The following is a 17063-nucleotide window of genomic DNA, read 5'->3' as shown; positions in this document are numbered from 1 at the left end:
ACATATTTCCACATACTAACTTATAGTAACTAGTAAGTGAAAGTTAAGTGCTAAGTTTTACACTTTTGTTATGTATGATGGTATCGAATTGATATTATATACATAATCAAAATTAGAAGGCCATTCTATTATAGAAATAATAAAATAACAGAATAGCGTAAGCAGCTGGTGATTAAAAACCCTATACTATTCTAGCATTTAGAGTATAAGAATAAGCAAATTTATTAAAACGTAATTTGTGACTGCTTGTCAATTATTTTGTAATGGGATATGTTGATAATCAACTAAATGTGTTGTAATGCATTTTGCAATCCTACTGAAGTACTTGCAGTAATGCTTTTACAAAAATTAAAGCATCTAGTGCTGAATGAAGACTAGTAATTAAAGAGAAAAATGATTCAAGAGGCATTAACGTTGAAAAAACAAGTACATGGAAGGCTTTTTGTAAAGTCTTAGTGAGAATAAACCAAAATTTCTCAGAACCAAAAAATGAGAAACTCAAGAAAAAATCAAAAGGAATGGATTGATTAAAGAAATTCACTGATAATGCGTAGTTGACATAGAAGAAATTGAGAATTTTTGTATTATAGAAGTGCTAAAATATGTTGGAACATTAGGTTATCTGTGTAATAAATGAGGACTTGTTTAAGTTCCTAAGTTTCTTGTTAAGCTATATACCAGTCTATTTAATGGAATATACTCTAAAATGCGGTAAAATAAAGCTACTACTTAGTAGTATTATCAAGCATGAGTTAAGAGTTTTCACAATGCTTAGTGTCGGAGAAGAAGTATTGTAGATAATTAATCTTATAGAAGCATGACAACCTTATAACTGGTAGATTGAATAAGTAAGTCCGAGATACAGTGGAAGAAGGCACAGAAGAAACTTGAGAAATCACTTTCCTCTCACGCAAGAACCTTAAATTTTTACATTGAAGATTATCCACCTACACTTATCATAATTACTATACTAACTACTAACTTACCTGATGTATCTCTCTTAGAAAGAGTTCTTTACGAAAGACTGTTGAATGTGTATTAGGGAAATTATTAGCGAGAAACAAGAAGTCTACACATGTAGCAAGGTAGATTAATGAGAATTTTATTAAGTCTTGTTAAGAAGACAGAGCAAATTAAATATCAAGCTAAGAGAATAGAGAATCCTTGAACAGAACCTAGGAGGGGGTTATACATGTTAACAAAGTGAGGTAAATAAGTTGTAAATATTTGATAGTGTAATTTAGCACAGTTACTAAGTTTAGGTTTTGTATTTACATACACCTTGTGTTACTAAGTTAGCTATACTTACTGAGTTGAGTGACTTAATAATAAGTAGGAGTGTTGTCTTTGGTAGAATTAATCTTAATGCAGATATTAGATTTTAGTATCAGCAACTTGGATAATGTGAGGGATGTTTTTTTGGAATGTCCAAATTGTAGTTTGAGTATGATTAAAAAGTACAGTCTTAAGAACAATGAAAACAATCAGTACCTTGATTCAAGAAGGGTCGAAACTATTATTATCACATAAAATTGAATCACCATGTTTGGATTGTGAGATTATTATGCAGCATGTTCTTAATGTAGAAAGATCATTTTTGATTACAAAGCGTGCTGATAAAGTGCCAATCGAAAAGGAACACCTGTTTTGGAAGTTGATAAGAAAAAGAGCAGAAAGGCATCCAGTATCACAAATAATAGGTAAGCGTGAATTCTGGAGTAAAAATTTTATAGTTAATCGTCATGTTTTAGATCCAAGACCGGATAGTGAAACAATAATTTTGACAGCATTAAAGTGTTACCCAAATAGAAAGCAAAGGTTAAAGATTGCAGATTTTGGTACAGGTACAGGTTGCTTGTTGATATCTTTGCTTAGTGAGTATGAGTATGCAATTGGTGTTGGTTTTGAGAAGAGTTTAAAAGCATATAAAGTTGCCTACCGAAACGTAAAGGAACATAATTTATTTGGTAGGGCTAAAATACTTCCAAATTCATGGACAAAATGCAAAGGTTCATTTGACCTTATAGTAAGTAATCCTCCGTATATCAAAAGAAGCAAGTTAAAAACCCTACAAGCTGAAGTGCAAAAAGAACCAAAAATTGCCCTTGATGGTGGTATTGATGGCTTAAGATGTTACTTAAGCATCTTTCCAGTATTGAGAAAATGCCTTAGAAAAAACGGATTTGTGATATTGGAAATAGGTGAAGATCAATGTGATATTGATAAAATAATTCCTTCATATGGATTATCTTTTCAGGAGTACGTGTATGATTTCATGGGAATGAAAAGATGCATTATTATTAGGTAATGAATCCCTTATATAACTGGAAAAGGGCACATAATCAAGATGTTGGTCTTTTTGTGCCTTGATACTTTACGAGAGGATTTAAACCTTTGTTGATATCTTCAAAATAGAAATTGTATGAAACATATGGTGTACATGTGACTAAATATGCTAAGTTTTGCTATTTAATCTAAAAATAAGCTTCCTTGATGCTCTTAGCTGAACTATAAGAGGCATGGTAAAAAATTTGTTAGTAGTTTTAGCATCATAATTATTTATAGGTTATTATATCCATAAAATGCAGCTTTATGTGCTGAAGCGGTAAGATGTATAATACTTAATATAAGCGAATTAAGAAATTTACTTGAAATCCATACTCTTGCAGACACACTTTACTACATAATCTGCATTAATATTGAAATATCTATAAAGTACTTTATAAGGTGCTGATTCTCCAAAGCTTTTCATGCCAATAAATATACCATTTGAACCTATATATTTGTGCCAGCCCATTTCACTTCCAGCTTCAATTGCAACTTTAATGCTGTCATTATCTAATATTGCCTTTTTATAATCACTACTTTGTTCATCAAAAAGCCTACAGCATGGCATAGAAACAACTCTTGCGTCTATGCCTTTCCCCTGTAATTTTTTCCTTGCTTCAACTGCAGTTTCAACTTCAGATCCAGTAGCAAATATAGTCACTTCTAATTTTTTTAAGTATTCACACAAAATATATGCACCAAAGTTTGATAGGTTGTTTGATTGATCAGTATCAAAGTGAAATTTGCGCATGTAATTTACGTTTTGCCTTGAAAGCGCAAACAATGCAGGTGACTCTTTTTTTTTCAATGCGATACTAATGCATTCTAGAGTTTCAACTGCGTCCGCTGGCCTAAAGACATATAGATTTGGCACGGCTCTAAGAGAAGATAGATGTTCTATTGGTTGATGAGTAGGTCCGTCCTCTCCTACTCCAATTGAATCGTGAGTCATTACATATATAACCTGCTGTTTCATCAGAGCTGAAAGGCGTATAGCGGGACGGCAGTAGTCAGAAAATACTAAAAAAGTACCACCATAAGGTATAATACCACCGTGAAGAGCCATACCATTCATACAAGCTGCCATAGCGTGCTCCCTCACTCCATAGTGGAGATAAGAACCATTATAATGGTCTCTATCTATTATCTTCATATGCTTGTATTTAGTATAGTTTGACCCTGTAAGGTCGGAAGAACCGCCAACTAATTCTGGCATGGATCCAGTTAAAAGTTCCATTACCTTACCAAAAGAGGATCGTGTAGATTCACTTGGCATTATTTTATGTATTTGCTTCTTTAAGTTTATTAGATCATTTTCAATATTATCTGGTAAACGTTTATCTAGCCGTCTTTTAAGTTCTATGTTATATTCTGCTTCTGTTGTCAGGTTGATGGGTACTGAAATCCGTTCTTCTTTTTTGCCAGTCCTATGCTGGAATGACACTGAATTGTAATTTTGTTTTGCTCTCTTAACTGTCTTCATCCAGGCATCTTTTATATCTTCTGGTACGTAAAACGGTTCGTATCTCCAATTCAATTTTTCTCTCATCTGTTCTATATCTTCTTCTGTAAGAGCACCACTATGAATAGAAGCCGTACCTGCATATTTTGAAAATTTCCCGATAATAGTTTTGCAGCAGATTAGCGTAGGTTCATCAGACTTTTGTGCTCGCTCAATTGCAAGTGATATGGAATCAAAATCATGTCCATCAATTTTTTCAACATTCCATCTATATGATAAAAACCGCTTCTCTACATCATCAGAGCAAGAGAGGCTGGTAGCACCGTCTATTGTTGTGTCATTGTCATCAAAAAATGCTATCAACTTATTTAGTTTAAGGTGTCCAGCAAGTGATGCTGCTTCGTGGCTTATTCCCTCCATCAGGCAGCCATCTCCTAGGACTACATAAGTGTAATGATTGATTCCGAGCTGCTTTTCGAGAAGCAATTCAGCAAGTGCCATGCCAACTGAAATAGCTAATCCTTGCCCTAATGGACCTGTTGTTGCCTCCACACCAGGAGTTAGACCAAACTCTGGATGACCTGGAGTTTTAGACGCAAATTGCCTAAAGTTTTTTAATTCATCTATATTAATATAGCCAGTCAGGTATAATATAGAGTATAGCAATATTGAACCGTGCCCGTTTGATAAGATGAAACGGTCTCTATTGAACCATTCATAATCGTCAGGATTATGGTTGAAATATTTAGCAAACAGAACTGTTGCAATGTCTGCCATACCAAGTGGCATACCTAAGTGTCCAGAATTTGCTTTTTTTACTGCATCAACTGACAAAAAGCGGATAGCATTTGCCATAGATTTTAAAGGTATGTGATTCATATGTTGATAGGAAACTTTAAAAGTGAAGTGTAATGTATTACATCAGCAAAAACAAGTTGACATTTAATGCTAAAATCCTCTAGAGTTAAATTGTAAGAGTTTTGATATGACAACTATTATCAGTAGAAAATATAGGGTCAGCCGTAGGCTTGGCGTTAATTTGTGGGGCAGGGTAAAAGATCCAGTTAATAAAAGAAAATACCCTCCAGGCCAGCATGGTGTTCTTGGGTTTAAAAGGTTATCTGATTTTGGTAAGCAGTTTGCTGCACATAAGAAATTTAAGTTTTACTATGCAATTTCAAGTAAGCAACTCAGGTGCATATTTTTAGATGCTTATAACAGAAAAGGTTATACAGCTGATAATTTTATTGGTATCTTGGAGTCAAGGTTAAGTGCTGTTTTATATCACTCTGGTCTTGTACCAACAATTTATTCAGCAAAGCAGCTGATATCTCATAGGCATGTTACAGTCAATGATAGAGTAGTTAATATATCGAGTTATCGTGTAAAACCTGGTGATACAGTAAAAATAAGAGAGAGAGCAGTGAAAATTCCTGTAGTAATAGGGGCTATAGAAAAACAAGAGCGCAAAGCTCCTAGTTATTTGGAGACGAATAGTAAGGAACATTCAGTTAAATATTTAAGAGTACCTCAGTATTCAGAAGTTCCTTACTCGACAGACATGGAAGTTAATCTGGTAGTGGAATTCTATTCTAGGTAAAATAGAAAAGCCCGTGTGGCGGAATTGGTAGACGCAACGGACTTAAAATCCGTGGGTCTTATGACCTTGGGGGTTCAAGTCTCCCCATGGGCACCAGTTTAGTTTATGAAAGGATGCAAGAGATATGAAATGGATTAGTATAAAAAGCATTGCTGAAGCTTTAGAAGAAAAATTTCCAGATGAGGATATAATTAACATCAGGTTTACTGAGCTTAAAAAGAAGATCTTAGGATTAGAAAAATTTGACGATGATAGGAATGGTTGCAATGAAAAAGTACTTGAAGCTATTCAAACAGCTTGGATTGAGGAGAGATCTTGAAAAGATGTTCTCTATTGAACAGTTTAGGCTACTGCTTTTATTTGAGTAAGAAGGTTCTTAAGTTCTATTTTAAATACTCTCATAGCAATGAGATGGGGAAACTAATTCCGATTAAAATTGGATAGTTAATCAATTATAAAATATAAATTAGCACAAAGTTTTATAAAGTGATTATAGTGTATCTAATAAATGCTGTAGGTACACGTTTGTGTGGCTTTTGTATTAAAGATATCCATTGCTAATGTTACTAATAACTAACTTACCTGCTGGGTACTTGTAACATTTTTTTGATTTCATCAAGTAATTTGAATAGCGTATTGTAGAGTTGGATCCTTGTATAAAGAGAAGGTTAATTGCTATATGTGATTTTATCTTAAATAAATTGTACTATCACTATCTTACGTGAAGTATTAGTTGTTCAGTGAGATTATTTCAGTAAACTTACTGTAGTTGATTAGTTTTGTTATTAACGTAGTTTAAGGACTACAAACGTGTCTGTCACCTACGTAGTAAATATGGAAATTTTTTAAATTAAAAAGATGCTCAAACACAGTGGTCCAAGAAGATTAAAATCTATAGTAGAAAGTTATGTATTAAAATGTATGAAGAGTAAGATGAGCAAAAATGAAATATGTCTTATCTTAAACTGGAAAGATATAGTTGGAGCAGAAATATCAGAATGTACGAAGCCGAGAAAGGTTTCGTATGCACAAAACATAAATACTGGTGTGTTACATCTGATAGTAACAAATGGTAGTAAGGCGCTAGAGATTCAGCATATGGTTTCTCTGATAATAGAGAGAATCACGATATTTTTTGGCTATAAAGCAGTATATGCTATAAAAATTAAGCAAGAAAGTGTTGACTATTTAAGCGTGCTAGGGCAGTCTAAGTAAATAGAGTAAATTGATATGCAGGATGAGTAGAGTTTGTGAATTAACGAATAGAAAAAAAACTTTTGGTAGTAAGGTATCACATTCAAATCGTAAAGTAAAGCGCACATTTCTCTTAAATTTACATGGTGTTACGTTGGTAAGTGATATGTTGAATGAAAAATTTAAGTTTCGCATAGCAGCAAGGACTTTAAGGACTATAGACTATAAAGGTAACCTTGATGCTTTTTTACTCAGCACTAAGACAGTAAAGCTAAGTGAGAAAGCACAGAAAATAAAGAGAAGGCTAAAAAAAGTTTTAGCAAAGCAAGAGGTAAAATTATCTGTTTCAGATGTGTAGTAAGCCTTCGTGGCTCAGAACAAAGGCTCCAACTGGTGAAATATTCAATGAAACCCTAAACACCGTCAAGCTGCATAACTTGCGTACAGTTTGCGAGGAGGCTGCTTGTCCAAATATTGGTGAATGCTGGAATAAACGTTGTGCTACTGTGATGATTCTTGGTTCTGTTTGCACTCGTGCTTGTGCATTTTGCAACGTTGCAACTGGTATGCCCGATAAATTAGATCCTCATGAACCAGAAAATTTGGCGAGGGTAGTAAAAAAATTAAACTTAAAACACGTTGTTATTACATCTGTTGACCGTGATGATTTACCAGATGGTGGTGCAAATCAGTTTGTAAAATGTATAGAAGAAGTGAGAAAGATTGCTCCAGAAACAACAATAGAAGTTTTGACTCCTGATTTTTTAAATAAGAGAGGTGCATTTGAAGCAGTTGCTTCTGCATCACCTGATGTCTATAATCACAACATTGAAACGGTGCCAAGATTATATACAAGGATAAGACCAAGAGCTCGTTATTTTCATTCATTATATTTGCTGAAAATGGTAAGGCAGATTAATCCTAAACTTTTTGTAAAGTCAGGACTTATGCTTGGTCTTGGAGAAACAAAAGAAGAGGTACTTCAGGTTATGGATGATTTACGAAATGCTGAAGTTGATTTCATAACAATAGGTCAATACTTACAGCCAACCCCAAAACATGCAAAAGTTGACAAGTATATTACTCCAGAAGAATTTGAAAAATATAAATATATTGCTTATTCTAAAGGATTCTTAATGGTTGCATCAAGCCCACTAACTAGGTCATCATATCATGCTGGAGAAGATTTTAGTAAGCTTAAAGCTTATCGTTTTTCGGTATAAAACACTTGACGTTCCTTATGATTCTTAGTTATGTTGCATAGTGCCATGCTTGAATTTGAATATTTTTTTTTACGAATTTGATGATGTTATTGCATATGAGTATAGATTCAATGTATTAGATAATTTTTATCTAAGATGAACAGCTTTTAGTTTAAAATTGAGAAAATAGTTACTATGATGTATACTTAGTATGAATTAGATTATATTATGGATTTAAGTAAATTTACTGAAGAAGCAAAAGGCCTGATCCAGAGTTCTCAGATGAAAGCATTGGGATCTGGACATCAAGTTTTTATGCCTGAACATTTGCTAAAGGCAATGCTTGAAGATGAATCAAGTTTAGTCCATGATTTGATAGTTGCTTGTGGTGGGAATGTAAAAAATATTTCTTATGCTGTAGATAGTTCGCTAAAAAAATTTCCAGTAGTTGAAGGTCCAGGAAGTGGTGGTCTTCAACTTTCAAGAGAAATGGCAAGAGTCTTTGATGATTCAGTGAATATTGCCAGAAGGAATAAAGATACATTTGTTACTGTTGAACAATTACTGCAAAGCCTAGCTGCACAGAGTGGTGATACTGTAGGTAAAATTTTAGCAGAGAATGGTATTACACAACAGAAGTTAAACTCAGTTATTACAGAAATAACGAGAGGTAATAACACAGTCTCTCCAGCAAGAAGTGGGAGATTGACTATGGTAAAGAAGTATACAAAGGATATTACAGAGCTTGCTATGCAAGGTAAGCTTGATCCTGTGATTGGTCGTGATGATGAGATTAGAAGAACTATACAGGTATCACTTAGGCGAACAAAGAATAATCCAGTGTTAATAGGTGAGCCTGGCGTTGGGAAAACTGCAATAGTTGAAGGACTAGCAAATAGAATTGTTACAAATGATGTACCACTTGGTTTACGTGGTGCAAAGGTCCTAGCCTTAGATCTTGGTGCATTGATTGCTGGAACAAAGTTTAGAGGCGAGTTTGAAGAGAGGCTAAAAGCTGTCATTAATGAACTTTCAAAAATAGAAGAGAAGGTTATTCTATTTATAGATGAGCTTCATACTTTAGCTGGGGCAGGAGCAACAAGTGGTGCAATGGATGCCTCCAATCTTTTGAAACCTGCTCTTGCACGTGGAGAAATTCGATGCATAGGAGCCACGACATTGGATGAGTACCGTGAACATATAGAAAAAGATCCTGCACTTGCTAGGCGTTTTCAGCCTGTGTTTATTTCTCAGCCAACTGAAGCTAATACTATTTCAATACTCAGAGGTTTGAAAGAAAAGTATGAAGTGCATCATGGTATAAGAATTACAGATGGTGCAATAGTTGCTGCTGCAACGTTATCTAATAGATATATAACAGATAGGTTTTTGCCTGATAAAGCAATTGACTTAATTGACGAAGCAGCAAGTAGAGTGAGAATCGAAATGGATAGTAAACCTGAAGTCATTGACGAGCTTGAAAGGAAGATAATTCAACTCAAAATAGAGTCGGAAGCCCTCAAAAGGGAACATGATGAAAATTCTAAGCAGCGTTTGAAAAGGATAAATGAAGAAATTCGAGACTTAGATAGTAAATTTTCTAATTTAAATAACAAATGGCAAGTGGAGAAAAATAAGATAGCTAGAATACAAGAAACAGCTGGTAAATTAGATAATGCTAGAAAAGAGCTAGAGCTAGCTCAGCGCAATGGGAACTTAGGAAGAGCAGGTGAGCTAATGTATGGTGTGATTCCTCAGCTTGAAAATGAATTAAAAAATCAAGAGAAGATTACTGACAGTTTCCTAAAGAAAGAAGTTGCTGAGAATGATATTGCAAATATTGTTTCAAAATGGACAGGTATTCCAGTTGATAGCATGATGCACAGCGAAAAGGAGAAACTTCTTAACATGGAAAATGAGATAGGGAAAAGAGTGATAGGACAGAAGGATGCTATAGAAGCAATAAGCAATGCAGTTAGGAGATCTCGTTCTGGAGTACAAGATACTAATCGTCCTTTTGGATCGTTCTTATTTTTAGGTCCAACTGGAGTTGGAAAAACTGAGCTAGCAAAAGTTCTTACTGAGTTCTTGTTTGATGCTCAGGGGGCACTTCTACGTTTTGATATGTCTGAGTATATGGAAAAACACTCTGTTTCAAAATTGATTGGTGCACCTCCAGGGTATGTTGGCTATGAACAAGGTGGAAGGTTGACAGAAGCGGTAAGAAGAAGGCCATATCAGGTAATTTTATTTGATGAGATAGAGAAGGCAAATCAAGATATATTTAATCTATTATTACAGATTTTGGATGAGGGTAGGCTAACTGATAGCCATGGTAAGTTGGTTGATTTTCGTAATACTATACTGATTTTAACTTCTAATCTTGGTGCTGAAATAATGCTAAAAGAAGTCGCTGACTCTATGAAAAGTGAAGTGATGAAAATAGTTAAGTTAGCATTTCGTCCAGAATTTTTAAATAGGCTGGATGATATCATTATATTTCATAGTTTAACCAAGGATGACATTTATAAAATAATAGATATTCAATTTTCTCACTTACAAAAGTCACTTGCTAAGCTTAAGCTAAGTATAAGTTTGTCACAGGAAGCTAAAGAATTAATAGCAAAAACTGGCTATGATCCTGAATATGGAGCAAGACCACTAAAGAGAGTAATACAAGAATGTATTCAAAACAATTTAGCTAAGTTAATTTTATCAGAAAAAGTAGCAGAAGGTAGTAAACTAGTAGTATATGCCATCAATAATGAAATCTTAGTTAGAAGGGTTTAAAGTTACTTTTGTTGTATGAAAAAATGTGTGTAGATAATAATGTTGACACTGAATCTTTATTCAATCTCCTTAGTCAGGAAAACCAAGAGGAAAGAGGAAAAATAAAAGAGTTTATAAAATATTTCTATAGTTTTGTTTATAATAGTGATTTAAAAGTCAACAATGAGTTCTTTCTGTATATTGCAAGGGATGCATACAACTTCCTTTTTAAGAAGGAAAGAGGGAAAAGCAAATTAAAGGTAAGTAATGTAAGTGATATACCAGGTATAAAAGGTAATTTTAATGTAGTTAAGATAATGAATGATGATATGCCTTTTTTGGTTGACTCAATCGTTGCTACTATTAGATCACATAATTTGACTATATACTATTACAGTAATAGTATAATCAATATAAAAAGGAAAAATGATCTGATTGATGGGATTTACGGTTTAGAAGAAGATAATGCTGTAAAGGAGTCAGTAATATATGTAATTATTAAGGGAATAAGTGATAATTTTGTTAATACTTTAAGAGAATCTTTACAAAAGACACTGAAAGCAGTTAATTGTGTTGTAAGGGATTGGCGCCTAATGCTACAAGAGCTGGATGAGGTGAGAGGTAAACTTTATTCTATCACTCAAGCAGTAGGTGTTGAAATCCATGGTAAATCTTCATACACTCCTGATGAGGTTATAGATTTTTTAAATTGGTTACAAAATAATAATTTTGTATTTTTAGGTTATCAAGAATGTATTTCTGATGAAGATGGAAAACTCATTTTGAGTGACGAAAAAAATCTTGGTTTAATGAGAGCAGGTAAGGAATATCGGAGTTCTTTGATTTTTTCTGAGAGTTTAAACTTGTACATAATAAGGTCTGATCTGATCTCGATAGTTCATCGTCGTGCATATATGAATTGTATAGGGGTAAAAGAATTCAATAATCAAGGTAATCTAGTAAAGGAGCGGCATTTTTTTGGGTTATTCACTTCTGTAGCAGAAGTTCAGGATATTCGTACTATTCCAATAGTAAAAAATAAAGTTAAAATAATAGAAAGGAAAACAGGATTTGTACCTGGTAGCCATAATAATAAGGCTTTAGTCTCTATTTTACAAACATTTTCTTGTGATGAATTATTTCAATCAAATGAAGATGAGTTATTTAAAATTTGTACTTCGATCATGTCTCTTGCGATTAGGCCAAGGGTTAAGCTCTTCTTAAAGAGGATAGGTAATTTTATTAGTTGTATAATGCTAATACCGATGCGTTATGCTAGTGCTAAGTTAATGTTTAAAATACGTGACATATTAAAAAATGAGATGAATGCAGATAGTTCAGATATTTGCAATAATCATATTATCAATGAATATGATTTAATGAAACTGCATGTAGTTCTAAAGACTGAAAGTACTAATGTTCTTGATGACAAAGTTTTTCGTGTCGAAAGTATTTTAAGGAACATTACAGAGAAGTGGGAAGATCGTTTTATGGATAATCTATATAGCACTTTCAGTACTGTTGAGGATATATTCATTCGTTACTGTAAAGCATTTCCAATAAGTTATCAAGAAAGCTTTGAGCCTCATAGTGCATACTATGATATGAAAAAGTTGGAGATAGTAAGAAGAAAAGGAGTGAGTGAAGTTGATCTGAAGCTTACTGGAGATAATCTTAATTATCAATTAAAGGTTTATACCCCAAGCAATGGAGGGCTTGAATTATCGAAAATATTAGAAATTACTAAAAATTTAGGGGCGAAGATTCTATCTCATAATAGTTATTATATAGAGATTAATGGTGGTATATGGATACATCATTTTGTGTTGTCAAAGGTTGATGAGTTGATAAACAATATCACTCTAAAAGAACAGTTTGAGATGACGCTTGCAAAAGTGTTTAGTGGGGAAATTAAAAACGACTATTTTAACAGCTTAATCATTATTGCTGGACTAGAGTGGAAAGAAGTACTTCTGATTAGAGTGCTAGGCGCTTACCTAAAGCAAATATCATTTAACTACAACCCAGGTTACATCCAAAGAGTGGTTTCAGAGTATCCAAAGGTAGTAAAGTATTTGATACAGCTATTTCATGTGAGGTTTGATCCTAATATAGATATTGATAGAGTAGAAACTACTAACATCTTCAGAGAAAGAATTGAGGACCTTTTAAAAGGTGTCAGTAATATTTCACATGATTATGTTTTACGTTCCATATTTAACTTGATAATGTCTATTTTGAGAACAAGTTATTATCAAGATGATAAATCTTACTTGTCTATAAAGTTTGACTCAAGCAAAATAAATAATTTACCCAATCCACGCCCATATCGTGAGTTATATGTTTATTCAACCCTTTTTGAGGGGATCCATTTAAGAGGAGGGAAATTAGCACGTGGTGGGTTAAGATGGTCAGATAGAACAGAGGACTTGCGTACTGAAGTTTTAGGTCTTGTAAAAACTCAGATGACTAAAAATGCAGTTATTGTTCCAGTTGGTGCAAAAGGTGGGTTTGTAATAAAGAAGGCCTATAAAGATAAAAGCATTTTAAGGGATAAAGGTATTGAGTGCTATAGGAGTTTTATCAGGGGAATGCTTGATATTACTGATAATATAGTTGATGGTGAAATAATCCCACCTAAAAATGTTATTAGATATGATGAAGACGATCCATATTTGGTGGTTGCTGCAGATAAAGGCACTGCTTCATTTTCTGATTATGCTAACCAAATAGCATCTGAATATAATTTTTGGCTTGGTGATGCATTCGCATCCGGTGGGTCAGATGGTTATGATCATAAAAAGATGGGCATTACAGCTAGAGGTGCATGGATTTCAGCACAAAGGCATTTTTGGAAGATGAATAAAAACATTCGTCAGGGTGTGTCTGTTATTGGAGTTGGGGATATGTCTGGTGATCTATTTGGGAATGGCATGCTCCTTTCAAGTAGTATACATTTGATTGGTGCATTTAATCATATACACATTTTCATTGACCCAAACCCTGATCTAGTGAGTAGTTTTGCGGAACGTAAGCGTCTTTTTGAGTTACCATTTTCAACTTGGGCAGATTATAACAAGGATTTAATTTCTCAAGGAGGAGGAGTATTTGATCGTAGCAGTAAACAAATAAGAGTTTCTCAAGAAATGAAAAAATGCTTTGACATAACAGAAGATATATTATCGCCAGGTAGCTTAATACAATATTTATTAAAAGCAAGAGTAGATTTGATATGGAATGGAGGAATTGGCACATTTGTTAAAGCAAAAAGTGAGAGTCATGATGTAGTTAATGATAAAGTAAACGATGAATTAAGGGTGAATGGTAGAGACGTTAGAGCTTCTATGTTCATAGAAGGCGGCAATCTTGGTTGCACGCAACTTGGAAGGGTAGAGTATGCTAAAAAAGGTGGATATATCAACGCAGATTTTATTGATAACTCAGCAGGAGTAATATGTTCTGATCTTGAAGTTAATATTAAAATTGCATTCGTTTCAGCTATGAAAGAAGGCAGTCTTTCTTTGAAGAAGAGGAATGAGATATTGGCTAGCATGGTAGATGAAGTTGCATCTAAAGTTCTTGAAGACCATAATAAAATTGAAACAAAAGCGTTGCTTCTTGAGTGCTTACATGCCAAAAAAAGGTTAGAACAACACCATAGGTTATTGCTCAGTTTGGAAAAATCTGGGTTGTTGGATAGAAATGTGGAATTTCTTCCATCTGATGAGGAGATAGCAAGCATGTTGACTGAAGTGGATGGTTTTAGCTCTCCTCAACTTGCTGTTCTAATGTCTTATGTTAGAACAGCAATAAAAAATGAAGTTATACACTCTGACTTACCTGAAAGGGGCTCTTTATGTAGAGACTACTTGCTAAATTACTTTCCATACAAAATGGTAACAGAGTTTAGAAATTTTATATTGAAACATAGACTACGTAGAGAAATTATCTCCACTTGCATTGCAAATGATGTGGTAAATAGGATGGGATGTATATTTATTAATAACCTAGTTGAAAAAACTGGAATTAAGATATATGAAGCAGTTAATTTGTATATTGTTGTTACTCACTTATATAGTTTAAATAATTTATGGCGAGAAATTGATGAATTAGATGGGAAGATTGATGTGCATTCTTACTTACAGGTAGTAAGAAGCGTCCAAAAGTTTACTGGTAGAGTATCATTTTGGTTAGTAAAAAACCTAGGCAAACTTAGCTTTATAGATTTAAGTGATATTACAAGATTTAAGAAGGCAATTGAAACTTTAGGACAAAACTTGACTGATATTCTAGATGAACATTTATTAAAGATTCATTATCACAAGTCTGCTTCTTTAGTAAAACTTAATATAGATAGGGACTTAGCAAAAAAAGTCACTGACTTATGTGTTTTGGCCTATGCATTGGACATTGTATCTATTTCTGAGCAGACACATTTATCTGTTCTTAGTACTGGAAAAATATATTTTGAGTTAAAATCACTATTAAGGTTTGATCTAATTAGAACAATTGCCATTGAGATGAAGGATCATGCTTCTTATTGGAACCGTAGCTTAATTAACGATTTGTTAGATGATTTAAGCAATTATCATTATAAGCTGACTGTCAAGATTATAAAGTCTAATGATAATTGTAAAAATAAAGTTCAAACTTGGGCTTGCAATGATGTAGATTATATAGAGCGTTATAATAGCTTCTTAAATGAGATGGTTGCTTCTAAACTTGATTTAAGTAAATTAATATTTATAATTAAAAGAATTGAAGTACTTGCCTCATAAGAAAAATGTTTAGTATAGGTCTCCCAGAAATTCTAGCTATAGCTCTAGTGAGTATAATTGCTTTTGATAAAAAGCAAATACCTGCATTTATTAATTTTATTGTTGATATATATAGGTATCTTATAGTTATAAAGTCAAAAACCAGAGATTTATTAAAAAATACTGGGGTTGAGGACTTATGTAAAGAGCGTGATGTTGAGAAGGTAAGTTATATAGTCGGTAAGGATGGTAAATTTTATCCTAGTTATAATATAGATAATATACCTGATAATATACCTAAAGATAATGACAGCAAAGATACTGGTAGTGGATGATGTACTGTCTAATGTTAAGTTTTTAGAAGCTAGACTAAAGGCAGAGTACTATGTAGTTATTGTAGCTCATGATGGTAAGGAAGTTATAGACTTAGTAGAGAAACAACAGCCTGATATTATATTACTTGATATCCAGATACCTGGAATAAATGGCTTTGAGGTTTGTAAGAGTCTAAAAAGTGATCCTTTAACAACTCATATTCCAATAATTATTGTGACTACGCTACATGATGCTTATGATAAAGTGCAAGGTATTAACGCAGGTGCAGATGATTTTTTGACTAAGCCAGTAGACGAAACCGCACTGTCTGCAAGAATTAAGTCTCTTACACGATTAAAGATGATAATAGATGAATTGCGTTTTTTAGGAGAGAAGGTCAATGCTGGGATTGGTGAGATAGCTAGGACCAATATTATTGGTTATTCTAATCAAATTTTTGACGCTAGCATACTTATTGTAGATGAGGATACTTTTCAGGTGGGGCATGTGTATAATGTACTTAAACAACGCTTTAGATTGATTAAAGTATCAAATAACCCAACTGAAGCATTGAAGGTTGGTATTGAAGATAATTACGATCTAATTATTTCAGACATGCAGTTCTCAGAAACTGATGGTCTACGTTTATGCTCTGAGTTTCGTAGTAAGGTGAAAACTCGTTATACACCTATTATGATTTTTTCCAAGCATTATAATAAAAACAATTTAGTGAAAGCCTTGGATGTTGGTGCTAATGATTACTTAACAATACCATTGGATGAAAATGAGCTAATAGCAAGAGTTGACTTACAAGTAAAGCGCAAGAGGTACCAAGATGATTTGAGAATGAGTTTATTCAATAATGTAGAAATGTCTGTAAAGGACCCACTAACTAACTGCTATAACAGAAGATATTTTGATACTCTCTTAAAGAACATTGTTAAGAGCTCTTTAGAGAATGGCAAAAGACTATCTCTTATGATGCTTGATATAGACTATTTTAAGGCAGTGAATGACGATTTTGGGCATAGTGCTGGTGATGAGCTTTTGAAACAAATACAGAAAAGAATTTCTAAAAACATTAGAATAGCAGATTTTTTAGCTAGGTTTGGTGGTGAGGAATTTGTTGTTGTAATGCCTGGTGCTGATGTATCGGATGCATATGTTATTGCAGAGGAGATACGTAAAGCTATTGCTACAAAACCTTTTCTGCTTTTAGATGAAAATATAACTCATAATGTAACTGTGAGTATTGGAGTTACAGAAATGCAGAAATCTGACTTTGATAATGTTAAAAAATTTATAACACGTGCTGATAGCCATTTATACAAAGCAAAAAATAGTGGCAGAAATAGAGTGATTACTGATTAATTACTAAATTAACTATGACTAGAGCAGCATGGGCTATAGGTAGTGTCACTATTGCAGTTTTAGTC

General features: G+C 33.5%; 11 protein-coding genes and 1 tRNA gene. 11 read left to right on the top strand and 1 reads right to left on the bottom strand.

Going from position 1 to position 17063, the window contains the following annotated elements; genetic code table 11:
• The first annotated feature begins 1474 nt into the window (after positions 1-1474).
• A complete protein-coding gene (prmC, locus tag GOY13_RS02465) occupies positions 1475-2308 on the top strand; it encodes a peptide chain release factor N(5)-glutamine methyltransferase (RefSeq protein WP_175814237.1) in 834 nt (277 codons plus the stop codon).
• A 336-nt stretch (positions 2309-2644) separates the two neighbouring features.
• Here prmC and tkt read toward each other — a convergent pair whose 3' ends face one another.
• Positions 2645-4669, bottom strand: coding sequence for a transketolase (tkt, locus tag GOY13_RS02460; RefSeq protein WP_175814236.1), 2025 nt, complete (start codon positions 4667-4669; stop codon positions 2645-2647).
• Between the two features lie 106 nt (positions 4670-4775).
• On the opposite strand from tkt, the gene rpsD reads away from it, so the two are divergent.
• From rpsD to GOY13_RS02410, 10 genes are all read left to right on the top strand, one after another.
• Positions 4776-5390 (top strand): 30S ribosomal protein S4, encoded by a 615-nt coding sequence (gene rpsD / locus GOY13_RS02455; protein ID WP_175814235.1) that lies wholly within the window; start codon positions 4776-4778, stop codon positions 5388-5390.
• Positions 5391-5399: 9 nt separating this feature from the next.
• Positions 5400-5486, top strand: a tRNA-Leu gene (locus GOY13_RS02450).
• Positions 5487-5514: 28 nt separating this feature from the next.
• The gene (gene iscX / locus GOY13_RS02445; RefSeq protein WP_175814234.1) at positions 5515-5709 is read left to right on the top strand and encodes a Fe-S cluster assembly protein IscX; all 195 of its coding nucleotides are present in this window, start codon (positions 5515-5517) and stop codon (positions 5707-5709) included.
• Between the two features lie 539 nt (positions 5710-6248).
• Complete coding sequence (locus GOY13_RS02440; RefSeq protein WP_175814233.1) at positions 6249-6605, top strand: DciA family protein; 357 nt, start codon at positions 6249-6251, stop codon at positions 6603-6605.
• A 22-nt stretch (positions 6606-6627) separates the two neighbouring features.
• A complete protein-coding gene (gene rpmB, locus GOY13_RS02435; protein WP_175814232.1) occupies positions 6628-6942 on the top strand; it encodes a 50S ribosomal protein L28 in 315 nt (104 codons plus the stop codon).
• Positions 6935-7807 (top strand): lipoyl synthase, encoded by an 873-nt coding sequence (gene lipA / locus GOY13_RS02430; RefSeq protein WP_175814231.1) that lies wholly within the window; start codon positions 6935-6937, stop codon positions 7805-7807. The genes rpmB and lipA overlap by 8 nt, the downstream gene beginning before the upstream one ends.
• A 207-nt stretch (positions 7808-8014) precedes the next feature.
• Entirely contained in the window at positions 8015-10576 is a 2562-nt protein-coding gene (gene clpB, locus GOY13_RS02425; protein ID WP_175814230.1) for an ATP-dependent chaperone ClpB, read from the top strand.
• A 23-nt stretch (positions 10577-10599) separates the two neighbouring features.
• Positions 10600-15333 carry an NAD-glutamate dehydrogenase gene (locus GOY13_RS02420; RefSeq protein WP_175814229.1) on the top strand — a complete coding sequence of 1578 codons (4734 nt, stop codon included), beginning with the start codon at positions 10600-10602 and terminating at the stop codon, positions 15331-15333.
• Positions 15334-15338: 5 nt separating this feature from the next.
• Positions 15339-15647 (top strand): Sec-independent protein translocase subunit TatB, encoded by a 309-nt coding sequence (gene tatB / locus GOY13_RS02415; protein WP_175814228.1) that lies wholly within the window; start codon positions 15339-15341, stop codon positions 15645-15647.
• Positions 15619-16998 (top strand): PleD family two-component system response regulator, encoded by a 1380-nt coding sequence (locus GOY13_RS02410; protein WP_175814227.1) that lies wholly within the window; start codon positions 15619-15621, stop codon positions 16996-16998. The genes tatB and GOY13_RS02410 overlap by 29 nt, the downstream gene beginning before the upstream one ends.
• Positions 16999-17063 lie beyond the last annotated feature (65 nt).

This window comes from Wolbachia endosymbiont of Cruorifilaria tuberocauda, from assembly GCF_013365475.1.
Classification (GTDB): domain Bacteria; phylum Pseudomonadota; class Alphaproteobacteria; order Rickettsiales; family Anaplasmataceae; genus Wolbachia.
The sequence above is the reverse complement of the archived record's forward strand: the minus strand, read 5'-3'. Positions and strand labels throughout refer to the sequence as shown.